Annotated in this window: 19 protein-coding genes and 1 pseudogene; 13 read left to right on the forward strand and 7 right to left on the reverse strand. The window is 62.7% G+C overall.

Features of this window, described 5'->3' with window-relative positions; translation table 11 throughout:
• Nucleotides 1–122: 122 nt before the first annotated feature.
• Nucleotides 123–323, forward strand: a complete 201-nt coding sequence (locus tag HHL27_RS18650) for a nitroreductase family protein (RefSeq protein WP_169494905.1) — start codon at nucleotides 123–125, stop codon at nucleotides 321–323.
• A 121-nt stretch (nucleotides 324–444) separates the two neighbouring features.
• On the opposite strand, the gene mobF is transcribed toward HHL27_RS18650, so the two are convergent.
• From mobF to HHL27_RS18675, 5 genes are all read right to left on the reverse strand, one after another.
• Nucleotides 445–3,462: a MobF family relaxase gene (gene mobF / locus HHL27_RS18655; protein ID WP_240960024.1), complete on the reverse strand. Its 3,018-nt coding sequence runs from the start codon at nucleotides 3,460–3,462 to the stop codon at nucleotides 445–447.
• Complete coding sequence (locus tag HHL27_RS18660) at nucleotides 3,428–5,812, reverse strand: type IV secretion system DNA-binding domain-containing protein (protein ID WP_169494906.1); 2,385 nt, start codon at nucleotides 5,810–5,812, stop codon at nucleotides 3,428–3,430. Before HHL27_RS18660 ends, mobF begins: the two co-directional genes overlap by 35 nt.
• Nucleotides 5,805–6,095 (reverse strand): ribbon-helix-helix protein, CopG family, encoded by a 291-nt coding sequence (locus HHL27_RS18665; protein ID WP_169494907.1) that lies wholly within the window; start codon nucleotides 6,093–6,095, stop codon nucleotides 5,805–5,807. Before HHL27_RS18665 ends, HHL27_RS18660 begins: the two co-directional genes overlap by 8 nt.
• 590 nt (nucleotides 6,096–6,685) lie before the next feature.
• Entirely contained in the window at nucleotides 6,686–7,099 is a 414-nt protein-coding gene (locus HHL27_RS18670) for a single-stranded DNA-binding protein (RefSeq protein WP_169494908.1), read from the reverse strand.
• Between the two features lie 283 nt (nucleotides 7,100–7,382).
• Nucleotides 7,383–8,294: a HEPN domain-containing protein gene (locus tag HHL27_RS18675; RefSeq protein ID WP_169494909.1), complete on the reverse strand. Its 912-nt coding sequence runs from the start codon at nucleotides 8,292–8,294 to the stop codon at nucleotides 7,383–7,385.
• A 499-nt stretch (nucleotides 8,295–8,793) separates the two neighbouring features.
• Here HHL27_RS18675 and chrA point away from each other — a divergent pair, with 499 nt between their 5' ends.
• From chrA to HHL27_RS18690, 3 genes are read left to right on the forward strand one after another with little or no spacing between them, the layout of a single operon-like run.
• Nucleotides 8,794–10,119 carry a chromate efflux transporter gene (gene chrA, locus HHL27_RS18680; RefSeq protein ID WP_169494910.1) on the forward strand — a complete coding sequence of 442 codons (1,326 nt, stop codon included), beginning with the start codon at nucleotides 8,794–8,796 and terminating at the stop codon, nucleotides 10,117–10,119.
• Nucleotides 10,120–10,135: 16 nt separating this feature from the next.
• The gene (locus tag HHL27_RS18685) at nucleotides 10,136–10,870 is read left to right on the forward strand and encodes a superoxide dismutase (RefSeq protein WP_169494911.1); all 735 of its coding nucleotides are present in this window, start codon (nucleotides 10,136–10,138) and stop codon (nucleotides 10,868–10,870) included.
• A gap of 11 nt (nucleotides 10,871–10,881) precedes the next feature.
• Nucleotides 10,882–11,364, forward strand: coding sequence for a chromate resistance protein ChrB domain-containing protein (locus tag HHL27_RS18690; protein WP_169494912.1), 483 nt, complete (start codon nucleotides 10,882–10,884; stop codon nucleotides 11,362–11,364).
• A 168-nt stretch (nucleotides 11,365–11,532) separates the two neighbouring features.
• On the opposite strand, the gene HHL27_RS18695 is transcribed toward HHL27_RS18690, so the two are convergent.
• On the reverse strand, nucleotides 11,533–12,273 hold the full coding sequence (locus tag HHL27_RS18695; protein WP_169494913.1) for an SDR family NAD(P)-dependent oxidoreductase: 741 nt from the start codon (nucleotides 12,271–12,273) through the stop codon (nucleotides 11,533–11,535).
• A gap of 34 nt (nucleotides 12,274–12,307) precedes the next feature.
• The gene (locus HHL27_RS18700) at nucleotides 12,308–12,979 is read right to left on the reverse strand and encodes a TetR family transcriptional regulator (RefSeq protein WP_169494914.1); all 672 of its coding nucleotides are present in this window, start codon (nucleotides 12,977–12,979) and stop codon (nucleotides 12,308–12,310) included.
• Between the two features lie 318 nt (nucleotides 12,980–13,297).
• On the opposite strand from HHL27_RS18700, the gene HHL27_RS18705 reads away from it, so the two are divergent.
• From HHL27_RS18705 to HHL27_RS22960, 9 genes and pseudogenes are all read left to right on the forward strand, one after another.
• Complete coding sequence (locus HHL27_RS18705) at nucleotides 13,298–14,680, forward strand: aromatic ring-hydroxylating oxygenase subunit alpha (RefSeq protein WP_169494915.1); 1,383 nt, start codon at nucleotides 13,298–13,300, stop codon at nucleotides 14,678–14,680.
• 60 nt (nucleotides 14,681–14,740) lie between these two features.
• A complete protein-coding gene (locus tag HHL27_RS18710) occupies nucleotides 14,741–16,930 on the forward strand; it encodes a TonB-dependent receptor (RefSeq protein WP_206069705.1) in 2,190 nt (729 codons plus the stop codon).
• A 34-nt stretch (nucleotides 16,931–16,964) separates the two neighbouring features.
• Nucleotides 16,965–17,636, forward strand: coding sequence for a glutathione S-transferase family protein (locus tag HHL27_RS18715; RefSeq protein WP_169494917.1), 672 nt, complete (start codon nucleotides 16,965–16,967; stop codon nucleotides 17,634–17,636).
• A 5-nt stretch (nucleotides 17,637–17,641) separates the two neighbouring features.
• The gene (locus tag HHL27_RS18720; RefSeq protein WP_206069706.1) at nucleotides 17,642–18,175 is read left to right on the forward strand and encodes a VOC family protein; all 534 of its coding nucleotides are present in this window, start codon (nucleotides 17,642–17,644) and stop codon (nucleotides 18,173–18,175) included.
• A complete protein-coding gene (locus HHL27_RS18725) occupies nucleotides 18,172–18,951 on the forward strand; it encodes a ThuA domain-containing protein (protein WP_169494919.1) in 780 nt (259 codons plus the stop codon). Before HHL27_RS18720 ends, HHL27_RS18725 begins: the two co-directional genes overlap by 4 nt.
• A gap of 1,029 nt (nucleotides 18,952–19,980) precedes the next feature.
• Nucleotides 19,981–21,924, forward strand: coding sequence for a PrkA family serine protein kinase (locus HHL27_RS18730; protein WP_169494920.1), 1,944 nt, complete (start codon nucleotides 19,981–19,983; stop codon nucleotides 21,922–21,924).
• A 21-nt stretch (nucleotides 21,925–21,945) separates the two neighbouring features.
• Nucleotides 21,946–23,259 (forward strand): YeaH/YhbH family protein, encoded by a 1,314-nt coding sequence (locus HHL27_RS18735; RefSeq protein ID WP_169494921.1) that lies wholly within the window; start codon nucleotides 21,946–21,948, stop codon nucleotides 23,257–23,259.
• The gene (locus HHL27_RS18740) at nucleotides 23,256–24,791 is read left to right on the forward strand and encodes a SpoVR family protein (RefSeq protein ID WP_169494922.1); all 1,536 of its coding nucleotides are present in this window, start codon (nucleotides 23,256–23,258) and stop codon (nucleotides 24,789–24,791) included. The genes HHL27_RS18735 and HHL27_RS18740 overlap by 4 nt, the downstream gene beginning before the upstream one ends.
• A gap of 854 nt (nucleotides 24,792–25,645) precedes the next feature.
• Nucleotides 25,646–25,897, forward strand: a pseudogene (locus HHL27_RS22960) (OmpA family protein); the annotation flags it as partial.
• Between the last annotated feature and the right edge of the window lie 464 nt (nucleotides 25,898–26,361).

Consider the following 26,361-nt stretch of genomic DNA (forward strand, 5'->3'; position numbering starts at 1 on the left):
TATAGACGATAAGTGGTTCATATTTTTTGAGAATGGCTGGCTCTATTTTCATCGTTCGTGGACAGGGGCCTGCATTTATGGCGTCCGTCTTGACGGTTCACCGAATGGTGTTCGGGTGACTGATGCGTGGGTTAGCGGGGATAAGGAGCAACACCGATCTCAGCGTTTTGGGCGCTAATGACCGCTTCAAGGTGGAAGCGGCCATCGCCATCGGCCGCATGGGCGACAAGGCCACTCTTTCCGAAGCACTGCAAGCACGCGAAGCGCCCAGCCCCCGCAAGCCCGTCGAAGAATTGGCATTTGCCGGCCGCCTGCCGGGCTGAGGTAACTGATCGGCTGCATTTGCCTTCCGTGTGGTCAGTTAGTGTACGCCTTTCCATCGTGCAAAGGGGACGTTGCGGAGTGCCCAACACCACGGTCACGCGCCGCCCGAAAGCTATCCCCCTAAAGCCCCAGATCCAGCCGCTTCTCAGGCACCGGTGCCTGCATTCCGCGATGCTTCTCGGGTTCTGCCCGCAGGGAAGCAGGAGCGACACCACCAGCTCTCATTTCCTTTCCACGTTCCGCCGAACGGACAGTCATCGAGGGCAGATCGACGACCTTCTCTCCCACCGCTTCCAGCGCGCTGGCCTTGTCGCCGCGATTGCCTTCGATCGTCCTGAGCAACGCATCCCTGTCGTTGATGACGATCTCCAGATTGTCGCGCACGCGCGTCGCCATGACATAGGTCAGCCGCTGGTTGGACAGCAAGCGTTCGGACGAATGCATGATTCCGATCCCCTTGTCCGAAGTCATCCCCTGCGCCTGGTGCATGTTGATGGCATAAGCCAAACCAAGCTGTGCAAGCATCGGATCGTCACGACGCAAGGTGACAATGTCGCCGCGCGCGTTCTCGATGCGCACGCCTTCGGCATCAATGCCCAGCACGCGCGCCTGAGCCGAATTGAACAGCGCCCGATCCTTGTCGTTGCCACTCCAGCGGATCCGGTCACCTTCATGGATCCGCACTTTTTCGGTCTCATAGAGCGCCAAGGCATCGCGACTGTCATCAGCGCCAATCTCGGCCGGCAAGAAACGGACACGCTCGCCTGCCCCATCCCGCAAGGTCACCATGCCCTTGCCGTTGGCCGAGAGCACCTCGTAACGCCCGGCGTCGAGCCCCGCCGGGCGATCCCTGCGGAATACCTCGACGACCTGCCCCTTCCGATACGTCTGCACCATGCGCAGTTCCTCGCGAGTAGCGTTGACCTTATGGAGCGTGGTCAGTTCCAGCCCTTCCCCGGTCAAAACACCCTCGGCGCGCAAACCAGCCTGGACCAATGCATTGAGTTCGGATCTGGTGTCCCTGCCGGATGCATAGAGCGCGGTGCGCTCCCGATCTTCCGGTGACAGCGACAACCAACGCCGTGCGGCGACCGCCCGATACTCGACACCGGCGCTCGTCACTCGGTCCCCCAGCACTTCGAACGCCTCCCGAAACGCCCCTGCCCGCGCAAGGCCAGCCACCGCCTTCATCGCATCGGTGCGCTGACGCAGGCTTTCCTCGAGGTATGCGAAGGCGGGTCCGTGCGACTGGACAAGACTGAAAGCCTTGCCGGCATCGATCGGCTGCAACTGCTTGCGATCCCCGATCATCAGGACGCGCTCGGCCCCCATGCGATTGGCGATTAGCACAAGGTCATTCATGGCCTCGGTCGAAACGAGCGAAGCTTCGTCAAGCACGAGGATCTTGGCAGCCAGTGCTTCGCGCGATGCCTCGATCCCTCGCATAGCGTCCTGCCCCACCGCATTGCGATGCGCATGGACAAACGCCGCGACGGTTTCAGCGGCAATACCGCCCTCATCGCGCAGCATGTCGACCATCTTGTTGGCCATGGCGAGACCAAGGACGCTGCGCCCCTCCTCACCTGCGACCGCCGCGATGCTGCGGATCAGCGTGGTCTTGCCCGCACCGGCAACGCCTTGAATCACCACGAACCGATCCGGGCTCGACAAGGCAACAACGCCGGCCGCCAGTTGCTCGGCACTTAGCGGACGATCGCCGGCGATGGCCTGCAGCCGCCCCACGGCCCCATTCGCAGGGACCAGGACAGTGCCCCGCCCGCGCCCGGCATCGATCCCACCCAGCAGCTTGCGCTCGGCAGCAAGGTGGCCGGGCGTGGTCACATGCGTCACCGCGCCGTCGGCACGGTCGGAAACACCCGAGATGAGGGCGCCGCTGCCCAGAAGCTGACCGATCCGCGCTTCGACCCGCTCGATGGTCACCCCCTTGATCCCGAGGTTGAGCGCGGTGCTGGCAAGCTCGCCAATGGCAAAAGCCGCCTCGCGCTGCCCTATGATCCGCAATGCCGAAGCCACGGCGAGTTCGGTGCGGAAGGCCAGCGGCGACAGCTTGAGGCGGGCAAGACCATTGGTCGCCAGCGGATCATCGGGCAGCAGGTACGTGCCGACGGTATGGCGCACGGAGCGCAGGATGTCGCCCGCTTGCCGCAGGGTGCCGATCAGTCCTTCCCGGCTCGTCGTGGCGGTGGAGCGCTCCCGCGCCGCTGCCACAAGCGTGGCACCGGCGAACCCCAGTTCCGCTGCTCGATCACGCCAGACGCCCCGCAGCGCCTCGCGGTCCTCGAGGTTGATCTTGTCGTCACGCGTGCGCCGGGTGATTTCGCGAAGGGTGCGGGTTTCGTCGGCGCCGCGCCCCAGTTGGGCCGCCTTGGCAAGGATGTCCGCCCGGCGCTGGCTGAAAGCGTCGATCACCACCTTGGGCACGCCCTCGATTTCAAACTGGCCGTGCTTGCCGGTGATGCGCGTCTCGTAGCCGAGCTTCTCGATCTCGGTGCGCAGCGCCGCGTGATAGGCGCTGCCGATCGCGGCGTTGTTTTTCCACAGCTCGCCATTCCACAAGGCGCGCCATTGGCCGGCTGCGGTGCGCGTGATCGCAGCGACGACCACGTGGATGTGCGCCTGGGGATCAAGCTTGCGGCTCGTGTCGTGCTGGAACAAGGCATAGACGAGATTGCCCGTGCGCACGGCCTCGCCACTGCGATTGTGATCGTAACTGCGCGCTTCGGCGAACTTCTTTTCCGCCCAGGCCATGGTCTGGCGCACGGCAAGACGATGGGCGGCGAGCAGACGCTCGTCGCCCGCGACATAGGCGAGCACGCTTGCAGACTTGGGCATCGAGAAGGTCAGGTCGATGCCGGCCCGGCGATGCTCGTGGGCGTTGACGACGGTGCCATCGGGGAGTGCGCCGTTGAGCAGGGTCTCGAAGGTGGCCTTGCCGACCTCGCCGTCAAGGCCCAGCGCCGCAGCCCCCTCCCCGCCCCATTCGCTCATCTCCGAGGCGTGTTCGCCAGTGTAGTAGTCGTCCTTCGCGAAATAGCTCGCCGCACCACCCGCAGATCGTACCGGGACCACCGACAACATCGCGTCAGTCCCCGAAACCAGGACCGTCGTCTCGGTCAAGGCCAGGCTCGGACGCCTCGTGCCCCCGGCGCACGTGGCGGTCGGTGTAGTCGAACCCCAGCTGTTCCTCGCGCGCCGCGAGCTGCTCGGGCATCTTACGCGAGGGGGCCATGCCAGCACGCCTTCCGATCGCGGCATCGCGCGCGTTTTCGGCAGAGCGGGAATCAGCCACCGCTTGCGAACGCATGTTGCCGATAATCCCGGCCAGCCCCGTTTCAGGCTGGTTCATCAGGGCCGGCTCGCTTGCGGCGCGCGTATCGGCCTCGCGCTCGCCCGCGGTCACCTCGCGCCGGTCGGCCGCAGTGAACAGGTCATCGGTCAGGCGGGCGCGTTCCTCCGGCACGATCTGCCCCACCACTGCACGCAGCTCGGCGGCCGCCTTCATCGGCACGGGCTCGACACCGCCTTCGCCTTCCGCAGGCGAGGCACTGCCGCCCGGCGGCACGAACGGCGCGGGCGTCAGGCTGGCGCGTCGCCGCCAGGGCTCGGCCACGGCCGGATAGTCTCGCCAGACAAGGCGGATGCGCGTGGCCGGGAACCCGTCGGGGAACTTGAGGAAACCGTAGAGCGCAGGGAGATTCATGATGTCGTCGGGAATGACGAGCGGCTTGACCTCCGTACGCGGCGTCAGGGTCGAGGCATCGCGGGTGTTGTTGTAGCCGTAGGAATAGGCCTCATCCATTTCGCGCACTTCGCGGTTGCCGATGAACTCGGCGCAGACCCGCGCGGTCTCCATGTCGGCGGTCGAGAGGATCAGCTTGGTGCGCGCGAGCGCGGCCAGGTTGATCGCGCCTTGCTCACCGTAGGTTTCGGCGAGCTTGTCGAAACTGTGCATGCCGAGCACGAAGGCACCGCCAAAGGCCCGCGCGGTCTGGAGACCATGCTCGATCGCGGGCAGACGGTGCAACGCATGGACCTCGTCGAACAGGAACCAGGTGCGCAAGTCGCGCGTCCGTTCGAGCCGCATCAGCGCGTTGACCGCCATGTCCATCCACAGCGTCAGCAGCGCGCGGTTGAGCGTGAGATCGGTGTGGGTCGAGGTAATGAACAGGATGCCATCGCGCGTCTCCTCGCGCATCCACGCGTTGATCGAGAACGGCGGAAGGCCACCTTCGACCGGATCGGGCAGGAAACGGATGACCTGCGCATTGGTGTTGAAAACCGCCCGGATCGATTCCGCCATGCGCGCGGCCTGGGTCGCGGTCAGCGGATCGGCGATGGTGTTCTCGAGCATGCGGTGCACGGCGGACAAGTCGGCATGCATCAGGTGGTGCGCGATCGCACCGTTGGAGGTGAGGCCAGCTTCGGCCAGCTTCACGCACATCTCGACGAACAGGGTGCGCGCAGCCATCGCCCAGAAAGGTTCGGCATTGCCGCCGTCGCTTGGGATCAGCGCAGCGGCGGCGGCGGTGAAGTCGGCATAGTTCGCGCAGTCGTTGAAGATCGTCCAGGGCGGGCAGCGCTCGTCCATCGGATTGAGGATGTGGTCGCGCGAAGGGTCGTAGAAGCTCTCGACGAAGGCCCCGGTCAGATCGAAGATCACACAGCGGTGCCCGCGCTCGCGCGCTTGGGCGACGATCGAGCGCAATTGCGTTGTCTTGCCCGCACCGGTTGTGCCGATCAGCATCGCGTGGCTCTGCTCGAGCCGCCAGGGAACCGGAACGCCGGCCATGTCGTAGGGTGCGGGGATACCCATGGCGATCCGCCGCGCAGGCGCGGTCCCGGCCACCCGCGCGGCATCAAGGCGAGGATCGATCCGGGCAAGCTCGCGCGCCAGCTCGGCATAGTTGTGCGCGGCGATCTCGCGAAGGAGGACGGGCCGCTCGACCAGCATGGCGCCGCGCTCGTGGCGTTCCTTGAGGATCTCGATTCCGCGCCGGCGCGACACATCGACGAACCAGATCGAGAGCGGGATCGTGAGAACCGCCGCCCCGATCGCGGCAGCGAGCGCGCAGTGCATAGCCTTGGCCCAGGCGATGCGGACCGCGCCGTTGTAGGGGACCGCCCCCATCGGCACGCGGATGACGCGATCGGAGGGCAGGGTCAGGTTGATCACGTGGGTGGGGTCAAAATCGACCATGTCCCAGGCAAACGCATAGAGCTTCATCAGCACGAGCTGAATCTCGTGGTCCTCCATGCGGAAGGTCAGGATCAGCGAGGCGAGGATCGTGAAGGCAAAGAAGCCGATCACCAGCGGCAGCTTCACCCCCTGCCAGGTCATTAGCACTTCGTGGGTCAGCAGCTGCGATCCGCGCGTGAAGTGCCCAGCGTTGCGGATCACCCGCCCCCGTGCCGAATGGTGCTGGACCGTGGCCGGTCGCCCATCGAAACGGATGCCGCGCTCACGCATCGTGGTACGCCTTCAACCGCTCGATGGTGAGCGCGGGCAGCCGCTCGGCGAACTCGGGGTCGGCGAGCGTGAGCAACCGATCGGTCGCAGCCTGGGTGCTCTCGATAATGGCAATAAGGCGCGTGACGTTGACGCCGTGCCCGGCCTCGACGAACGGGAGCCCCACATCGATCAGCTGGCGGATGATGGCCGAGCGCGACATGCCAAGCCCCGAAGCCAGCGCGTCGATCCGTGCGAACTGATCCTGCGCGAGCGAGACGCCCACATCCCTGAAGGTCTTCACCAGTGTTCCCTTGCCTTGAGGGAACGTGGTTTCGGGTATCGCAGCGCCGATCCTACGCCGCTGCCGCCACGCTGTCGAACCGAAATCGGGCTGCAGCCGGCAACAGACAGAAATTACGTAAATTCAGCACGTTGCGAGAGAGGCTCGTGAACTGCAGCAGGCTGCAGCAAGGGCAAAGTGCAGCAAAATGGCGATTTTCTGCCGTTCCTCGACTACGGCCCCGCCGTGTACGGTGTGCCTGTCAATAGGCAGGATTCAGGGCCCTTGGACCGGTACTGACGGCTTGATCGGAATCTTTGGATTCTCCCGGATTCCTGCGGGATTGCGGCCCGTTCAGGCCGAAGCGGTGGCCGCGACCACGTCGAAGCGACTGCGGCGGAATTCATTGTTTGTTCCGTTTGCGGGTACAAATAGCCATCAGGCCCACCCAAACTGCCCGACCCTTCCGAACGACCATCTGGCAATGCAGATGGTCTTCGACGGCCTAGGCCAAAGGCGCGCTGGTGAGCACGACACCAGACGACAAAAAGGCCCCTGCGGATCGTCCGCAGAGGCCCTATCTAGGGTTTTCCTGGTGATGATAGGCGGCGCTACTTCGAGCGCCGCCGGGTGGTCCTGGCAGGAGCCGGCTCCGGGGTTTCCTCCAGCGGAAGTTCGGCATCGCCTGCCGCCTTCTCCTTCGCCTTTGCGAGGAAGTCGACCTGCTCGGCGATGATCTCGCAGCCGTAGCGGACCTGGCCTTCCTTGTCGGTCCAGCGCGTGTAGTGGATGCGGCCCGTGACCATGACCAGGGCGCCCTTGGCGACGTGCTCTGCGACCTGCTTGCCGACACCGTTGAAGCAGGTCACGCGGTGCCATTCGGTTTCGGTCTGGCGATGTCCCTCGCCGTCCTTGTAGTGGCGCGTGGTGGCAATGGAGAGGCTGGTTACCGAGGCGCCGCTCTGGAGGTTGCGGACTTCCGGGTTGTTGCCGACGAAGCCTGCGAGGATGACGGTGTTCTTCATGGCGAATTCCTTTTGAAGCTCTTCAGAGTGTCCAAGGGACCATCCCTTCGACTGAGCCCCGAAAGGTCCGGGGGTGGATAGGACCGCACGAGCGACGCGAGGAAACCCCGCCGGAAGGAGTGGTGCGGGCAGCCGCGCAAAGCGCGGCAACACGGTTCGCACCGGCGCGGGTTGCGTGTCCTGTCCGGCTTCGGACAGGGGCGTGTTTCAGTCTCGGAAGGGGATGGCTTTTGGACGCGGGTGAGCGTTCACGATGCCTTGCCGTGAAGAACCAAACCTGCCCTCAGGCGGCTTTGGCAAGATCCTCGATGCGCGCCTCGCAGGCGCTCTTCACCAGCCCTTGGAGCACCGCCACCCGCCCAGCGATCCAGGCGAGTTCGTCAGCCGAAATACGGTAGGATGGTGCGTACCTAGCCTTCACATAGGCATCGCGCAGCAAGGCATAGCACCGCTTTTCAAAGCGCCCCGTTCGCGGCCAGACGCCTTTCAGTGCTGGTTCGAACTCCTCGGCCATGTCCCGCAGGCGATTGAGGTTGTGCGACTTGGGGCTCCAGAGCGTCCTGGTAAGGAAGAGGCAATGGTAGAGCCTCTCGACTGACTGATGGAAAAGGAACGCTGCGAGCTTTGATTTCTTCCGAGCCACCGCATCGTTCGCGCTATCCAAGAAATCGGACGCACTTTCGAACCAGTCGTCGAAGTAGTCCTGCGTCTCCTTGAGCGCCTGCTCACGCGACAGCGGCAAGGGCTCGACGAAGGCTGAGTTCGGCTCCTCGAACAGCACGACGCCATCCTTGAGGATATCCATGAAGAAGTACCGGCCAAGCCGGAGCTTTTCGTTCACGTCATCAAGACTGTGGTAAATCAGGCTAACCGGCGTGCGCAGCACTGTACCCCCCGACAAATCGGCAAGCAGCCTGCTTTCGGTGGCTTCCCAGAACTCGGCGATGTCGGTGAGATCATCGTGGTTCACCACAACCAGCAGGTCATAATCGGAAAAGTAGCGGCCTACCGGGTCCTCAACCCAGTCGCCGCGTGCATAGGAGCCGAACAGCACGATCTTGAGCAGCCTGCCTGCGCGATAACGAGGTTGCGTGCGGTGCGCGATGGCGTCGTCAAAGCCGGCGCGCACCGTCTCGACGACGTACGCGAGTTCGCGTCGCTTGCCTTCGGGGAGATGATCGAGGCCGGATTTCATCAAATTTGGAATCGGCGGATTTCCATCTCTTGCCAAGGAAAAAGTTTAAGCGCCCTGCGGCAAGCGTGGCACGATATGAGCTGGCGATATGGGAGGGTAGGGCTTGATGGCACAGGATGGAACAAACCCGCCCTTCAGCGGAGCGACTGTGAACGTCGGGCTGCGCCGAAACCGGGCGTTCGCGGGGCCGCAAAGGCCCGCTCTCGAATTTCAAGGCCTGGAGTGAGTATGGAACGGCAGGTCCGGGCTGCGGCTCCGCTGCAACCAGGCATTCGTTTTTCCCTAGACGTCGCTCAAACACGCTGACTTGCGACATACACAAGACGATCACTTGAATTCGCGAGCGACCTACATCCCAGCTGGACCCGGGCTTGACCGCGAACAGAATCGTTGTCAGATTGTTCGGACCGGGATCAAGCAACCTCCCGGTCAGGCGCCAGCCCAAGCGTTGCCTTTCACTGGTCCGCTCCTTGGCGGACGGAAAGGCGTATCGAGGGCAATGGCGCGCGTTAATTTAACTTCCCCGCAAATTCCCACTTTTCGCGAACTCGTGCGGGTCTCCGCGCGCATTGGTTGCCTGAGCTTCGGCGGGCCTGTCGGACAGATCGCGCTGATGCACCGCGAACTGGTCGAAGAGCGGCAATGGGTCACCGAAGATCAATACCTCCACGCCTTGAACTTCTGCCATCTGCTGCCGGGTCCCGAGGCGCAGCAGCTCGCGATCTGGATCGGATGGAAGCTGCATGGCCTTAGAGGTGGCCTTGCTGCGGGTCTGCTCTTCGTCATTCCGGGCGCGCTTGTGATCCTCGCGTTGTCGATCCTCTATGGCTACGCGGCGCACCTCACCTGGTTCGCTGCGCTGTTCCTCGGGATCAAGGCGGCGGTGCTCGCGATCGTGGTGCAGGCGCTGCTGCGCGTTGCCGGACGGGCGCTCAATACCGGGTTCAAGCGAGGCATAGCGCTCGCAGCATTTGCCGCACTGTTCGTACTGAATCTCCCGTTTCCACTTGTCGTGCTCACCGCCGGGGCTGCCGGGACGATTGCCGCCGCAACACGCCCGGACCTGCTGGCGCTGAAGCAGACCGACAAGGCACGGGAGCTCGCCCCGCGCCCGTGGGGGGCCAGCATTCGCGCTATCGTGGTTGGATCGCTGATCTGGGTTGCACCGATGGTGGTGGTGTTCACGACGCTCGGCCCTGACCATGTGCTTTGGCAGGTCGGCGCATTCTTCTCGAAGCTGGCAATCGTTACCTTCGGTGGCGCCTATGCAGTGCTCGCCTACATGGCGCAGCAGGCCGTGCAGGGCTTTGGCTGGCTGAGCGCTGGGGAAATGGCCGACGGGCTCGGCTTGGCCGAAACCACCCCGGGGCCGCTGATCATGGTGACGCAGTACGTCGGCTACCTCGCCGCATTCCGCGCGCCCGAGCCGTTCACACCGCTCTCCGCAGGAATTATCGGCGCGGCGCTGACGACCTGGGTGACCTTTGCCCCCTGTTTCCTCTGGATCTTCGCTTTGGCGCCGTGGATCGAGCGACTTGAACATGCCCATAAGCTTAAGGGCGGCCTAGCCGCCGTGACGGCGGCGATCGTCGGAGTGATCGCCAACCTCAGCCTGTGGTTTGCACTCCATGTGCTTTTCAAGCGGGTCGGATCGGTCAAGCTCGGGGCCCTCACGATCTCGGCGCCCGAACTCGCCAGCTTCGATTGGCGCGCGGCGGTCCTGGGAGCGCTTGCCGCATTTCTCATCTTCCGCCGCAAATGGAACATCATCCGCGTACTTGCGCTCAGCGCAGCAGGCGGCCTCGTCCTCGGTCAGATCGCTTGAATAGGAGCCTCACGCCATGAACGACATCTCTCGCCGCAACGCCATGGGCAGCATCGCGCTCGGGGTCGCAGCGGCGGCTGCTCCCGGCGCCGCTGTTGCAGCCACACCCACAACCGGAGGTTCTCCCATGACCAGCCCGGCTCCCGCCTTTGCCGGCGGCCATGCCGTCAAGCCGCTCGGGTTCGATCCCACCAAGCTCACGGGTCTTTCCGAAAAGCTGATCCGCTCGCACTGGGAGAATAATTACCAGGGCTCGTTGAAGGCCCTCAACATGATCGAGGGTCGGCTTGCCGCCGCGATGTCTGACAAGGATCTTCCACCGGTCGTCTATGGGGGCCTCAAGCGCGAGGAACTGCACCGCACCGGCTCGGTGATCCTCCACGAACTCTACTTCGAGCAGTTTGGCGGCAATGGTCAGGCGGCAGGCAGCATCCGGGATGCACTGGTCGCCAGCCACGGTTCGTTCGAAGCGTGGGAAGCCGAGTTCCGGCGCACGGCGATGGCGCTGGCGGGCGGCTCTGGCTGGGCCATTCTCGCTTGGAACCAGTACACTCGCTCGTTGCATAACTATTGGGCGTGGGATCACACCAACGGGCCAGTCACCGGCGTGCCCTTGCTCGTGCTCGACATGTACGAGCACGCCTTCCACATGGACTACGGCACGGCCGCTGCGAAATACGTCGACGCCTTCATGCACAATCTCGATTGGGCAGTGGTCGATGCGCGCTACCGCTCCGCGTCTCGTACCTGAGGAGTACAGCGATGAAATGGGTCACCCGTGAGCGCCCCAAGATCGACCGGATCGCTTGCCCTTGGCTGATCCGGCGCTTCGTCGAACCCGAGGCCGAGTTCCTCTACGTTCCGGCAGATCAGGTGCTCGAAACCGCCGAGACTGAGGGAGCCATTCCATACGACATCCCCGGCGTGGAATTCAGCCATGTCGGGGAGAAATGCAGCTTCGACGCCATCATCGAGAAATACGCGCTGACCGATCCGGCACTCCTTCAACTGGCCGTGGTCGTTCGTGGCGCTGACACCTCGCGGCTCGACTTGACCCCGCAATCGGCGGGCTTGCTGGCGATGTCGCTGGGTCTGTCGGCCAATTACGCCAACGATCATGATATGCTCGAACGGGGCATGGTGATGTACGATGCGCTTTATGCCTGGTGCCGATCCTGCCAGGATGAGGCGCACAATTGGCCGCCTCAGGCAATTGGCGGACAGGCGAGCAAAGCAAACCGATAGAAGGGCAGGCTCCATTTCGCTCAATGGGTCCCCTTGATGGCGGTTTTGTCGCCGTCTGCCATCCAGATGCTCGGGTTAATTCCAATTATTCTACCATATTTCTCTCGAATATCTTCATAATCGCGGCGACCTAAAGCATAATGCCGAAGGATAAGTCGGATTCCGCCGTTATCGGGCTGTAAAACCATTATCGATCACGAGCTCTGCGCCGCTCATGTAACTGGCGTCTGCGGACAACAGGAAAAGGATGCCGGCAGCAATTTCGTCGGGTTCGGCAAGCCTGCCTGCCGGAAGCAGAGTGCTGAGCGCGCCGCGGATTTCGTCCGAGCCGCCGAGCTGATCGACGATGGCGTCGGCCATCGGCGTCCGAGTGAGCGCGGGGTGGACGGAGTTGACGCGGATGCGGCTGGGCATGGCGATCGCTTCGAGCGCGGCGGTCTTGGTCAGCAGCCGGACGGCGCCCTTGCTGGCGGTATAAGCGGCTGCACCGGGCGAGCCGCGCAGGCCTGCGGTCGAGGACAAATTGACGATCGATCCGGTGCCGGCAACCTGCATCGCGCGCATGACGTGCTTGCAGCCGAGGAATGTCCCTTCGACGTTGACGCGCATCACCAACCGGAAATCCTCGATCGTGGTTTCGATGGTCGTGCCCATGCGGATCACGCCGGCCGCGTTGACCAGTCCGTCGATCCGGCCGTCGGAGGCGGTCACCGCTTTAACCAACGCGATCCAGTCGTCCTCGCTGGTGACGTCGCAAATGTGGTCGACCACGCCTACAAGGCCGCAGGCCGTCAGGTCGGCCCCGTGAATGATCGCGCCTTGCGCGACCAGCCGCTCGGCGGTCCGCTTGCCGATGCCCGACGAGGCCCCGGTCACGATCACGACCTTGCCTTGGAAACGCCCGTCCATCCTGCTCTCCCGTCTTTGCTTGTTTCTTGAAACTTCAGTCCTGCAGCGCGTTGCGCAGCACGGTCTTGGCATATCCGAGCAGGTCAGCGACGACCTCGGGCTGCACCTGACCGGCGAGTTGTCCGTAGGCCATGCCCTCGAGCACATAGTGCGCGATATTGCCCGCCTGCATGACCTGGGGATCGGCATAGCGCCAGCCGAACGCCTGTCGCGCGGTCTCGTACCAGTCGCGCAGGAAGGCCTGATAGCGGGGTGCGAAGGCTTCGGTCAGTTCGGCATCGCTGCGGGCCAGCAGAACGAGTTCCTGATAAGCGCGGAAATCGCGCTCGTTGAGGTGCCTCCAGTGTGCATCGATGATCTGGCTGGCGACGTCCTCGTCCGGCCCGATCGCCTCGACGTCCGCCTTGAACTGGTTCAGGCGGCGCACGTTGATGTACTCGATCACCGCGCACAGCAGGTCGCGACGGGTTGCGAAGTGGTATTGCGCCCCCCCGCGCGAGATGCCCGCGCGGTCTGCAATCACGGCAAACGACAGCTCGTGCGCGGTCCCTTCGAGCAGGCAATCGACCGTTGCTTCGAGGACCCTCAGCCGCATCGTCTCGCTTTTGGCGAGCTGGCGCGCGGAAGGTCCCTCGCTGCGGCGCCGCGGGGCGCGCGAACGCAGAGAAAAATTCGCCTCACCGATGACACCGCCGTCCGAAGTCACGCCCGTCCCTCCTGTTCCGCGGCCTTACTGCGCTTGCGGGGCATTTGAGCGTCGCCTGCCGCAGGGGCGCAAGTCAAGCCGTCGCCACAACCCTAACTAAAAAACCAGCCACCCGACAGGTTTTGTTGACAGCTCTCGAAATGCGCATAGTTTCCCAAAAAAAGCTTGCTGGCATGTTTTAACCCGGCGGCGCGTTGCGGAGAGATCGAAAGGCACTGCGCGAGCGTACGCCGCTTGCGCGGCGAGGGGCGCAGCATGCCCGGCCAACCAACTCCCACTACGCTACCGCCGGGCCGTCCATGAAAGGATTGCCGGAGTATGGCCAAGATAGAAGACCGGATGATCGAGGTGCTCGGTTCCGAGCGCCAGCAAACTCAGGCGCCGGCGTTCGTCCCACGAAAACCCATCCCTATGCTCGGCTACCAACGCATCGACGGCGCGCGCTTCCATTCGCGCGAGTTCATGCAGGCCGAATGGGACCACATCTGGACCAGGACCTGGAACATTGCCTGCCATGTCTCGGAACTGGGGGAACCAGGCGAATTCCGCGTCCATACGCTAGGCAAGGAATCGCTCCTGTTCGTGCGCGGCGAGGACGGGGAGATCCGCGGCTTCTTCAACGTCTGCCAGCACCGAGGAAACGTGCTTTGCCAGGTCCAGTCGGGCATGGTCGAGCGCTTCACCTGCCCATATCACGGATGGCAGTGGAACAATGATGGCAGCCTGCACCTGCTGTCCCGGCCCGAACTGTTCGGCCAGTTCAAGGACGGGGTACCGAAGGGCGAACTCGACCTGCCGCCGGTCCGCACCGACACTTGGGGCGGCTGGGTCTGGTTCAACCTCGATCCGCACGCGATCGAATTGCGCGAATTCCTAGGCGAGGCGGGCCGGCAACTCGAAAGCTACGAGCTCGAGAAATTCCAGCTGATCGACCAGGCCACCTTCGAATGGAACGGCAACTGGAAGCATGCGCACGACGCTTTCAATGAATCCTACCATTTTGAGACGCTGCATGCCGACTTCATGAACATCACCGAAGGCTACGACGTGCCGATCGAGCTGGTCGGCATCCACAGCCGGATGATCAACTTCAACCTGACGGTCAGCGAACTGCTCGGCAATGCCGAGGAGATGACGCCGCTGCGCGAGAAGTTCCTCGGCATCGGCACACAAGTCCCGGCGGACTACCAGGGCAGCTTGCGCGACATCCACCTCGAGGTGATCAAGGCCAAGCGCGCGATCCAGGACCAGACCCACCTGCCCTATCGCCGGATGAACGACGAACAACTGGTCCACCAATACCACTACACGTTCTTCCCCGGCACCACCTTCACCCAGACGCCCGAGGCATCAATCGTTTTCCGCTATCGCCCGCACCCGACCGACCCGGCGTTCTGCTACTATGATTTCCTGATCACCGAGCACCGCGCGCCCGGCAGCGAGCCACCCTTGGTGACGCCGCGGTTCTTCCGCCACGACGAACTCGACGACTACGCCGACGCCTTTCCCGACACGTTCGACCCGTTCCTTGCCAACGTGCTCAAGCAGGATGGCTCGAACATGCCGACGATGCAGCAGGGCACCGGCTCGCTGGGCTTTCGCGGCATGATCCTGGGTGACCAGGAAGTGCGCATCCGTCATTTCCACCAGCAGATCGATCGCTGCCTGATGGGAGACTACCCATGGCTGCACGCGACTTGAGCGGACCCGGCCAGACGACCTGAACCAACATCGCATAACGACAAAAAAGGGAGAGAGATGATGACGCCTTCGAGGCCCATGGCATTCGTTCGCCGCGCGGAACCGGCGCTGGCGGGTTGCGGCACCGCGCTCGCGCTGCTGTTCGCGATCAACCCGGCCCATGCCCAGCAGGCGGCGCAACCGGCCCAGGCCAACGCGGCGGCGAACCCCGACGATGGCGAGATCATAGTCACTGCGCAGCGCCGCGAACAGACGCTGATGAAAGTGCCGCAGGCCGTCCAAGGCCTGTCGGGCGAAAGCCTTGTCAGGATGGGCGTGACCGACATCCAGTCGGCGATATCGCTGGTGCCGAGCGCGACGACCGGCTCGACCATTGGCGCGGGCAGCACCACCTACCAGATCCGCGCCATCGCTGCGTCCGAGACCGACGGCGATCCGGCGGTGGGATACTACCTCGACAATTTTGCCTTCACCATGCCCGGCCGCCCTTATGCGCCGGCCGCCGATTTCTATGACCTGGAGCGCGTCGAAGTGCTGCGCGGGCCATCGGGCACGCTCTATGGCCTGGGCTCGATCGGCGGCACGATCAAGGTGCTGACCAAGGATCCCGAACTCGACGGTGTCAGTGGTTCGGTCCGCGCGACCGGCAATCTCACCGCCGGGGGCAAGCCCGGCTGGTCGGGCGACCAGATGCTCAATCTGCCGATCGTCGACGGCCAGGTCGCGCTGCGCGGGGTGATCAGCTACAAGCGGGTCGGCGGCTATGCCGACATCATCCCGACCGGGGTCAAGAACGACAACCCCTCGACCAGCTTCACCGGCAGGCTCAAGCTGCTGGCCAAGCCGACTGACAACCTGACGATTCGCCTTTCGGCCTGGCGCAACAATACCAAGCAGCGCTGGTCGAACCGCATCACCTTCTCCGAGCCTGCCAGCATCGACCAGCGGTTCGGCGAGGCGCTGTCAGACTACTGGCTGTTTGCCGGCGATATCGAATACGACATGGGCTTCGCCACGATCCAGAGCTCGACCGGACACATCAAGAACACCGTCATTTCGAACAACGGCGGGTTCATCCCCGGCATCGGCAACTTCACCTCGTTATGGCCACTGGTCACCAACAACTTCAACGAGGATCTGCGGCTGACGTCCAACGGAAACGGCCCCCTGCAGTACATCGTCGGCTTCTTCTACCAGAACGGCAACACTGCAGGTGGCCAGACCGTGCAGCTGCCCGACTTCCCGGTCGCTCCGGGGGTGATCGGCTTCAACACCGTCAATGACCGCAACCGGCTCTACAGCAAGGGCTGGGCGGTCTACGGTGAGGCGACCTATTCGGCCTTCGACCGCAAGCTCGACGTGACCGTGGGTGGCCGGTACTACAAGGAGCAGCGCCGTTTCGAGGAGGACAGCCAGCTGGAGATCGCGGGCGCGGTCATCCCCAACCGCACCACCACGCGCGCCAGCCACGATACCTTCAACCCACGCGTCAACATCGCCTATCACGCAGCTCCCAATGCGATGATCTATGCCGAAGTCGCCAAGGGCTTCCGCAGCGGCGCGATTACCTCGGCCTCGATCATCGGCGCATCGAACGCCGTTCTGGGCACGAACCTCTCGAACGTCTCGCCGCCCGATACGCTGTGGAACTACGAAGGCGGACTCAAGTGGGGTCTGTTCAACAACACCCTGCAGCTCGAAATCGCCGGCTACTATGTTGACTGGGCCAAGGCGCAGATCGAGCTGAGCCCCGCGCTCCAGACGATTGTCGCGCAAGTGGGCGACGTGCGCGGCCATGGCATCGAGCCGTCGATCACCTGGCGCACTCCTGTGCGCGGCCTCACGCTCAACTTTGCCGGCAACTTCAACTCGACCACGATCCACAACGTGCCGGCCGCGATCGTCGCGCATATTCCGCAACTGAAGGAAGGCAACCAGCTTCCGGGCACGGCCAAGACCACCTTCACGCTGGCGGGTTCGTACCAGACCCCGATCGGCGGCAACGGCCTGCAACTGCGGCTGAACGCGCGCTACAGCTACCGTTCGCGCCAGCAGAGCATCTTCAACGGCGTCTATGCCCCCTACAACGGGGTCGGTTACGCGCGGGCGAGCATCGGCAACGATCGGTGGGAAGCGGGCATTTTCAGCGACAACCTCGGCAACACGGTCGGCCCGCTCGACCGGCCGGGCGGCCAGAATCAAATCGTCTACCCGCGCACCGTCGGCATCTCGTTCGAAGCCCACTACTGATCCTGCCACCGCCTGATCCATTGGGAGAGTGCGAATGATCTTCTACGATTTCGACCTGTTCGCACCCAACCCGTGGATCGCGTGGATCTTCGCGCAGGAGAAAGGAATCGTCCTCGAGCGGCGGTTTCTCGACCTGTTCACGCGTGAGAACAGGCGCGAGCCGTTCGTGTCGCGGGTCAATCCGCTGGGCGAACTTCCCGCGCTCGAACTCGGCGACGGCACGGTCATCACCGAAGTCACGCCGATCTGCGAGTACCTCGAGGACATCTGTCCGGACCCGCCGTTGATCGGGTCGACGCCACAGGAGCGGGCGCAGACGCGGATGTGGGTGCGAAGGATCGACCAGAACATCGCCTGGCCGATGGGCGAAGGGTTTACCACGCAGGAGGGCCGGGCGCTGTTCGAAGGCGACCACCAGCTCGACGGCGTCCTGGCAAAGCCGCTGCTCCCGCCCGAGGCCGCGCCGATCCTCAAGGCCAAGTCGCGCGCCAAGCTGCTGTGGCTTGACCGGCAGATGCAGGGCCAGCCCTATGTCTGCGGCAACCGGTTCACACTCGCCGACATCGTGCTCTACTGCTTTCTCCAGTTCGGCGAGAACCACGGCCAGCCGATTCCCGAGGAGGCACCCTGGTCGCGCGATTTCTTCGGACGGATGAAGGCACGGCCCACGACCTGGCACGAGCCTGCCCCTGCGAGCAAAGGATGACGACCATGCACGGCCCGATCATGCAACTCGGCTACGTCGTCGGCGATATCGCCACGAGCGCCGCCAACTGGCGCGCACGCACGGGGGCGGGTCCGTTCTTCCACCTGCCGTCGATGGCTTTCGACCGCTGGGCCTTCAACGGCGCGCCACAGGACCTGGTGCTGCATATCGCCTTTGCCCAGCTCGGCGACATCATGGTCGAACTGATCGAGCCGGTCGGTCCCTGGCCCAACGTCTATGGCGATGCGCCGCTGCCCAAGGGCGCGTGCCGACCACACCACCACGCGTTCCTCGTCGGTGACCTCGACGGCGCTGCGGCGCATCTCGCAGCGGGTACGCCTGTGACCACCGGGCAGATCTCCGACAGCGCCCAATTGCGCTATTACGATTGCCGCGACACGCTGGGCCTGCTGGTCGAGCTGATTTCGGACACGCCCGACACGCGCGCCTTCTTCGATATCGCCCGGCAGGGGGCAGAAGGATGGGACGGCGGCGGCCCTGTGCTGCGCCCCATTCCGGCCATGGGAGACGCAGCATGAGCGATCCGGTTCGCATCCACCTCGTCACCGGCGGCAAGTATCACGATTTCGATCTGGCGCGCCGTGTCCTGTTGAACCTGATGGCAGAGGACGACCGCATCCGGGTGCGCTGCGCTGCAGACTTTTCCGGGATTGCGGACCTGTCAGCGTTTGCCGGGGTGATACTCTATACCTGCGACCTGATGCCCTCGGACGCGGAGGCCCGAGCCTTGGCCGACTTCGTCGCAGATGGCGGCAAGCTGTTCGCGCTGCACGGCGCCAATGCCGGGCTGGAATTTACCGATGGGCCAGAGATCGTCGCCAGCGGGGTGCGCATTCCGGGGCTGGTGAAACCAACGGCCGAAACCGTCGCGCCGGCATTCATGGAGCTGCTGGGCAGCCGCTTTGTCGCGCACCTGGCGGCCCAGCCGATGCACATCCACGTCGAGGATGAAGCCCATCCGATCACGCAGGGCCTGCAGGACTTTACCGTGATCGACGAGCCCTACATCGCCCATCCACTCTGCGATTACAGGACCCTGCTTTCGGCCCGCTACAAGGGTGAGGCGCCGGGCTATCTCCTGGGGCAGTGGGACGACGACCCGCCGCGGCCCCAGCTTTACGTACGGGCCCACGGCAAGGGCGAAGTGGCTTATTCGCCGCTGGGCCACGCCTGCGGGCGCTTCGACGCCCGCCCGCTGATGGACGAGGCTCCTATTGTCCGAGGACCGTGGGACAGTGCGCCGTTTCAGGAGTTGTTGCGACGCACAATTGGATGGATAGCCGGTTCGCGGTAGTGCGAGCCCTTACCCACCTGCGTCAGGACATCCACGATTGGAGTGCATTGTTGCAGATCTATGCGCCGATTGGGATGACCGCGAACGGCCCCTGCACACTCAAAGGAAACCGTTCCGGAACGTCCGTTTCTGAGCCAGTCAACTCGCCTGCTCAACAATCCTCGGTGAACCTCTTGGTGAGTCACCCATCAGCGCCGCTTTTCGCCGAGATTCTTGCGCCTTAGCGCAGGACGTTGCGCGCATCTTTCCAGCGCTAGGCCTGCATAGTCGCGGGATCCCCCTCGCCCGCAGTAAATTCGACCTGCGCCGGGCCCACGCGGATCGAGTGCGAGAACACCGTCCCCGGCCAACGGTCGCGCTCGGCTTCGGCCATAGATCCGAGCCTCCCCTAATCCCATGCTTCGCACACCAGACGACGAAGAGGGATAAGGCCGATCCGGTCGATTACCCCGTCAAAATGCGTGAGCATGCGAGTCAGCAACGGCCCCCCCCGCAATGTGAACGGCGGCGCGCCAGCGGTTAGCGCCGTGCATCGTCGCAGGTTACAGGTACCGGAGCGCGCCCGTTCCGGTCTGGTCGGCCTTGCTCGACGCGATAGGCAGCGCTCGAGCGTCGCGCTGGCTCCAAACTTGGGCCCGCATCGCCGAGCGACACTTGCGGCCGAACCAGCGCGCGCACTTCACCGATTGGGCCATTGGGCGCGCTGCTCAGATGGACAATGGCGGTCGCGGTGCGGGAGTGGTGCGTGGGAATGTCGATATCCGGCGTGGTTTCAGACTGTTGAATTACTGCATCAGCGAGTCAGCATTTTATAGGCTGGGATTTGCCGGTGCGAAGCACGCAGGTCAGCTTCGTTCGTGAAGCGGGACGAGAGGTTGTCTCGGAAGGACGATAACTCGCAAATAGGGATTGCTGGGATGGACTTGGCAGTCGCTTCCGGAAAGTTCGGTAGCGCTTGAAACGCTGGCGAGGGTCCGAACAAAGGCGTATATTATGTTCGCTCACAAACCTTTAGAAGGGGAGCAACCAGTGGCTGAAAGCGATCTGTTTTCCGATTTCATGCGGACGTTCGATCAACAGCGTCAGATAGAAATGTCGCTGGAAGATTACCTTGTCGCCTGCCGCAAGGACCCGCTGATGTATGCCAGCGCGCCTGAAAGGCTGCTGGCCGCGATCGGGGAACCGCAGATCGTGGATACGGCGCAGGACCAGCGCCTCGGCCGGATTTTCATGAACCGGACGATCAGAATCTATCCCAGTTTCTCCTCCTTCTACGGCATGGAACAGACGATCGAGCAGATTGTCAGCTTCCTGCGCCATGCCTCGCAAGGGCTGGAGGAGCGCAAGCAGATTCTCTACCTGCTCGGACCGGTGGGGGGCGGCAAGTCGTCTCTGGCCGAACGACTCAAGGCGCTGATCGAACGGAATCCCGTCTATGCGCTCAAGGCCGGTGACGAGATCAGCCCGATCTTTGACGCCCCGCTGTCGCTGTTCGATAGCGACCTCCACGGCCCAATGATCGAGGATCGGTACGGCATTCCGCGCCGGCGGCTGACAGGAATGGTCAGCCCCTGGTGCCGGAAGCGGCTCGATGAGTTCGGCGGAGACATCACGCGGTTTCGGGTCGTGCGACTGATGCCCTCGCAGATCCGGCAGATCGCTGTTTCCAAAACCGAGCCGGGAGACGAGAACAATCAGGACATTTCCTCGCTGGTCGGCAAGGTCGATATCCGCAAGCTGGAAATGTTGTCGCAGAACGACCCCGACGCCTACAGCTATTCGGGCGGGTTGAACCGCGCGAACCAGGGCATCCTCGAATTCGTCGAGATGTTCAAGGCGCCGATCAAAATGCTGCATCCGCTGCTCACCGCGACGCAGGAGGGCAATTACATCGGCACCGAAAATATTGGCGCCATCCCCTTTACCGGTGTAATCATGGCCCATTCGAACGAAAGCGAATGGCAGAACTTCAAGAACAACAAGAACAACGAAGCCTTCATCGACCGCATCTTCGTGATCAAGGTGCCTTATTGCCTGCGCACCAACGAGGAACGGCAGGTCTATGAAAAGCTGCTGCGCGAATCCGAATTGGCATCGGCCCCGTGCGCACCGGGCACGCTCGACATGCTGGCGCGCTTCTCGGTGCTGACACGCCTGCGTGAACACGAAAATTCCAGCCTTTATTCGAAGATGCGCGTCTACAATGGCGAAATGCTGCGGGAGATCGACCCGCGCGCCAAGAGCTTGCAGGAATACCGCGACGCCGCCGGCGTGGACGAAGGCATGTCGGGCATCTCCACGCGCTTTGCCTTCAAAGCGCTGTCGGCGACGTTCAACCACGACACCATCGAGATCGCGGCGGACCCCGTCCATCTGATGTATGTGCTGGAAGGGATGATACGGCAGGAACAGTTCCCGGCCGAAACCGAGGCCCGTTACCTTGAATTCGTGAAGGGCGAACTTGCCCCGCGCTATGCCGAATTCATCGGCAACGAGATCCAGAAGGCCTATCTCGAATCCTACAACGACTACGGGCAGAACCTGTTCGACCGCTATGTCGCCTATGCCGATGCCTGGATCGAGGATCTCGATTTCAAGGATCCCGACACCGGGCAACTGCTCAACCGCGAGGTGATCGACCAGGAGCTGTCCAAGACCGAAAAGCCCGCAGGCATCGCCAACCCCAAGGACTTCCGCAACGAGGTGGTGAAGTTCGCACTGCGCATGCGCGCCGCAAACGAAGGTCGCAACCCGGCATGGACATCGTACGAGAAGATCCGCGAGGTCATCGAAAAGCGCATGTTCAGTCAGGTGGAGGACCTGCTGCCGGTGATCAGCTTCGGATCAAAGAAGGATGGCGAAAGCACCAAGAAGCACAGCGAATTCGTGGAGCGTATGATCGTGCGCGGCTACACCGAACGGCAGGTCAGGCGCCTTGTGGAATGGTACATCCGGGTGAAGCAGGCAGGCTGATGGAGGCGCGATAGCAGCACCATGCACATCGTCGACCGCCGCCTGAACCCCGGAGGGAGAAGCCTGGTCAACCGCCAGCGGTTCCTGCGGCGGGCGCGGGCGGCGGTGCAGCAGGCGGTCCGCCAGAGCATCAAGGATCGCAGCATCAAGGACATCGATCGCGAAGGCCAGATCAGCATCCCGCGCGACAGCATCCACGAACCGACGCTGCACCGCACCAGCCATGGCGGCAACCGCGAACGGGTTCTGCCGGGCAACCGCGATTACCTGGAAGGCGACAGGATCCCCAGGCCATCCGGGCAATCCGGCGGCGGGTCCAGCGCGGGAACCGGCGATGGCGAGGACGATTTCCGCTTCGTCCTCACGCGCGAAGAATTTCTCGAACTGTTCCTCGACGATCTCGAATTGCCCGATCTCGCCAAGCGTAAGCTAAAGGGCGAGGCGTCAAGCACGCCGCGCCGCGCGGGCTATACCACGGTCGGTTCGCCGTCGAACCTCTCGGTCCCCCGCACGATGCAGAAGGCGATGTCGCGCCGTCTGGCGCTGCGCCGCCCCGGCCGCGCCGACCTGGAACGGATAGAGGAGGAAATCGCCCAGGTGGAGGCGCACCAACCCGCGCAGGATGGGGATGCCGAACGGCTGGAGCAGCTCCGCGAAGAACACCAGCGCCTGCTGCGCCGACGCGCGCTGATCGCCTACATCGACCCCGTCGATTTGCGCTATCGCCGGTTCGAGGCCACGCCGCGCCCGATTGCCCAGGCGGTGATGTTCTGCCTGATGGACGTGTCCGGTTCGATGAGCGCGCACATGAAGGATCTGGCCAAGCGGTTCTTCGCGCTGCTCCACCTGTTCCTGACCCGCAGTTACGAATACGTCGAGGTCGTGTTTATCCACCACACCGACCACGCGGCAGAGGTGGACGAACAGACCTTCTTCCATTCGACCGTATCGGGCGGGACGGTCGTTTCCAGCGCGCTGGAGGAAATGCTGGCGGTCGTCTCCGCCCGCTATCCGCCCGATGACTGGAATATCTATGTTGCCCAAGCGTCCGACGGCGACAACATCAACAACGACAATCCCAAGACGGCCCGGCTGATGCGCGAGGATATCCTGCCGATCTCCCAGTACGTCGCCTATATCGAGGTCGGCGCTGAGGAGCGCCCAGTGGACGATGGACGCAAGAGTTCGCTGTGGTCGGCTTACGAGGAACTTCAGGCCACATCGCCCAACTTCGCCATGCGCAAGGTCCATCATCGCACCGAAATATATCCCGTGCTGCGTGACCTGTTCCAGCGCAGGAGCGACGAACGGGACCGCGCGAAAGGACGGGCATGACCATGGCGCGTGCTGACCGTCCGTTGTTCGAAGGGAGCGACTGGAACTTCGACCTGATCCAGCGGATCTACGACGCGGTCGAAACGATCGCGCTCACCGACTTTCGCCTTGATGTCTATCCGAACCAGATCGAGGTGATCAGCGCCGAACAGATGCTCGATGCCTATGCCTCCACCGGCATGCCGCTGTTCTACAAGCACTGGTCGTTCGGCAAGCAGTTCGTCGCCAACGAGATGCTCTATCGCAAGGGATTGCGCGGGCTGGCGTATGAACTGGTGATCAATTCCGACCCCTGCATCAGCTATATCATGCAGGAAAACAGCGCGACCATGCAGACGCTGGTGATCGCGCATGCCGCATTCGGTCACAACCACTTCTTCAAGAACAACTACGCCTTCCGGCAATGGACCGATGCCACGGGCATTCTCGATTACCTCGAGTTCGCCAAATCCTATATCGCCCACTGCGAGGAACGGTATGGCGAAGCGGCCGTTGAGCGGCTTCTCGATGGCGCGCACGCCCTGATGCACCAAGGCGTGCACCGCCATCCCCGCGTGCGGAGCCGGGATCTGAAGCTGGAAGCGGCGCGCGAGGCCGAACGACAGGCCTATCGTGACAAGATCTACGACGATCTCTGGCGCACCTTGCCCGCCAGCACCAAAGCGCCCGAGGCCGCCGATGATCACAGGCGCAGAGCGCTCAACCTGCCGCAGGAGAACATCCTCTATTTTCTCGAAAAGACCGGCCCCGCGCTGGAGCCTTGGCAACGTGAAATCCTGCGGATCGTCCGCCTGATCGCGCAGTATTTCTATCCCCAGCGCCAGACCAAGGTGATGAACGAGGGCTGCGCCACCTGGTGCCACTACCAGATCATGACCAAGCTGCACGAACGCGGCCAGATCACCGACGGATCGTTCCTCGAATTCCTCCAGTCGCATACCAACGTCGTCAATCAGCCGACCTTCGATTCCGGGCATTTCTCGGGCTTCAATCCCTACACGCTCGGTTTCGGCATCATGGAGGACATGGCACGGATTTGCAGCAATCCCACCGACGAGGATCGCGAATGGTTTCCCGATTTCGCGGGCAAAGGCGATGTGAACGGCGTTTTGCAGGACGCCTGTGCCAATTACCGCGACGAAAGCTTCATCACCCAGTTTCTCAGCCCCCACATGATCCGCAAATGGCGACTGTTCGAGGTGGCCGACCGGGAATCGGAAGCCGCATTGAGCGTCGCCGCGATCCACGACGAACGCGGTTACCGCCGCATCCGTCGGGCACTGGCGCGCGAATACGACATCGGACGGCAGGAACCCGACATCCAGATCGTTGATGTCGATCTTGCGGGCGATCGCACGCTGATGCTGGAACACAGCGTGGCCGATGGCGTGCTGCTGGACGAACGCGACGCGGCGATGGTGTTGCAGAACCTGGCTAATCTCTGGCGTTACGATGTCGTGCTGACCGAACTGGACGCACAGGATCGCAGAATTCTGAAAACCCACCAGATGAAGCCCGCTCGCCTGCAATAACCTCGGCCTTGAACGTAAGGCCTGCCGGGAATCCCGTTTCCTTCCCTGCAAAAGAAGCGTATTGTCCGCGGCCGGATGAATTGCGCTGGCGCGGCCGCCGTTTCCCGATCCTGCGGCAGCACGAGGCCAGGCCAAGCTGGAGTTTGCCGCATGGACCAAGCGGACCATCAAGCCCATTGTCTGGAACGGGCACGCATGCACGATAGACTGGCGGCCAGCACAAAAGATACGGCCGCGCGCCAGATGCATCAGGCAATGGCGGCGGAATTCCGGCGCCGTGCCAGCTGGCCCGGAGAGGGCGACCCCATGCAACCGCCCTCCCGTGGGCCAATACTCGAGATATATCCAAGCCAACATTAACACTTGCCGTCCGTGCCGGTGGATCTGTCTGGCTTGGTGGGGCGGCGTCCACGGAGAAGCGGGCGTTGCTTGGTCGGTTGCGCGTGAGGCCGATCGATTTGCGGCCAGAGCCTATTGCTGGCGGCAAAGCCTTTCGGGTAAAATTTCTGCTGCTCCGGATCGCTGCTTCAAAGAACTACTACTTCTGTCCGCAATGACATCGGCAGTAATACGGGTGCCGTTATTAACACTTGCGCAATTCTTTGTCGCTCACGCAATCAATCGCGAAGAGCAGAGCGCTCTCATTAATAAATTTATTACTATTAATAATTTGTTATATTTTCGGGTTTTGATCGATCTGATCCGCCGGAAAACGCATTAAATCGGTCACGTGATCCGTTCTTCCTACGAGCCACTGATCAGTGGATATCGTTTGCTTCGGGAAGGATTTACGACGCGCCAGCCTACGTCGACCGTCAATATTGGGCGTTCGAAGATGAACTGCGCGGACGCTCAATCGCTTTCCCGCGATGTATGTAGATGTAAACGGTCACACAGATGCGATAGGCTCTTACGGGTATTACCAGGCACTTTCGGAAAGGCGCGCAGGAGCGGTCGCCGACTGCCTGGTAGACCGCTCAGTTATGTCCGGACGTCTGCATGTCGAAGGATTTGGAAAGACCGAGCCAATTGCCTCCAACGCAACGATTTTGGGGCGCGCTGCAAACCGCCAGGTCGAGATCGTGCTGACGCCCTATATCTCCTGAGCGTGGACCGCGACCGGTTCTCGGTATTTGCCGTCCAGGAAAATATTGACGGGGATACGCCCCGTTCAATTACCGCATGGTGCATAACCATTCGCGTCCGCAAAAGTTTGACACGAGAGCGCCAGACAGCGAGAAGAACCTCGTGAACGCATGGCGCTCCTGGCTTCTCCTTTTTGGAGTAATTTTTGGCCTTCTCGGCCAAGAGGCCGTATTTGCCCGGGCGATACCGGATGCAATGGCAAATCCGTCGCAGACATCGGCATCGCAAACTGCAAGGCACGTTGATTGCGCTGAAATGAGGGGCTTGGCCAAGCCCCAGTCGCAATCATCGGAAAAACCCTGTGAGGGCAAGAATCTCGACTGCATGGCCAAGATGGGATGTGCGGCGCCTCTGGCACTGCTTCCTCCGCTTCCCTTCGATACGTCATCTCAGTTCCGCACGACCGTACCGCGGCTAATGCCCG

It is taken from the genome of Novosphingobium olei, from assembly GCF_012927405.1.
GTDB classification, from domain to species: domain Bacteria; phylum Pseudomonadota; class Alphaproteobacteria; order Sphingomonadales; family Sphingomonadaceae; genus Novosphingobium; species Novosphingobium olei.

Coding starts and splice junctions, on each gene's coding strand:
- HHL27_RS18650 (WP_169494905.1), top strand. CDS start 123: ATGCGTGGGTTAGCGGGGATAAGGAGCAACACCGATCTCAGCGTTTTG.
- HHL27_RS18660 (WP_169494906.1), bottom strand. CDS start 5,812: ATGCGTGAGCGCGGCATCCGTTTCGATGGGCGACCGGCCACGGTCCAG.
- HHL27_RS18670 (WP_169494908.1), bottom strand. CDS start 7,099: ATGAAGAACACCGTCATCCTCGCAGGCTTCGTCGGCAACAACCCGGAA.
- HHL27_RS18675 (WP_169494909.1), bottom strand. CDS start 8,294: ATGAAATCCGGCCTCGATCATCTCCCCGAAGGCAAGCGACGCGAACTC.
- chrA (WP_169494910.1), top strand. CDS start 8,794: ATGGCGCGCGTTAATTTAACTTCCCCGCAAATTCCCACTTTTCGCGAA.
- HHL27_RS18685 (WP_169494911.1), top strand. CDS start 10,136: ATGAACGACATCTCTCGCCGCAACGCCATGGGCAGCATCGCGCTCGGG.
- HHL27_RS18690 (WP_169494912.1), top strand. CDS start 10,882: ATGAAATGGGTCACCCGTGAGCGCCCCAAGATCGACCGGATCGCTTGC.
- HHL27_RS18695 (WP_169494913.1), bottom strand. CDS start 12,273: ATGGACGGGCGTTTCCAAGGCAAGGTCGTGATCGTGACCGGGGCCTCG.
- HHL27_RS18705 (WP_169494915.1), top strand. CDS start 13,298: ATGGCCAAGATAGAAGACCGGATGATCGAGGTGCTCGGTTCCGAGCGC.
- HHL27_RS18710 (WP_206069705.1), top strand. CDS start 14,741: ATGACGCCTTCGAGGCCCATGGCATTCGTTCGCCGCGCGGAACCGGCG.
- HHL27_RS18715 (WP_169494917.1), top strand. CDS start 16,965: ATGATCTTCTACGATTTCGACCTGTTCGCACCCAACCCGTGGATCGCG.
- HHL27_RS18720 (WP_206069706.1), top strand. CDS start 17,642: ATGCACGGCCCGATCATGCAACTCGGCTACGTCGTCGGCGATATCGCC.
- HHL27_RS18725 (WP_169494919.1), top strand. CDS start 18,172: ATGAGCGATCCGGTTCGCATCCACCTCGTCACCGGCGGCAAGTATCAC.
- HHL27_RS18735 (WP_169494921.1), top strand. CDS start 21,946: ATGCACATCGTCGACCGCCGCCTGAACCCCGGAGGGAGAAGCCTGGTC.
- HHL27_RS18740 (WP_169494922.1), top strand. CDS start 23,256: ATGACCATGGCGCGTGCTGACCGTCCGTTGTTCGAAGGGAGCGACTGG.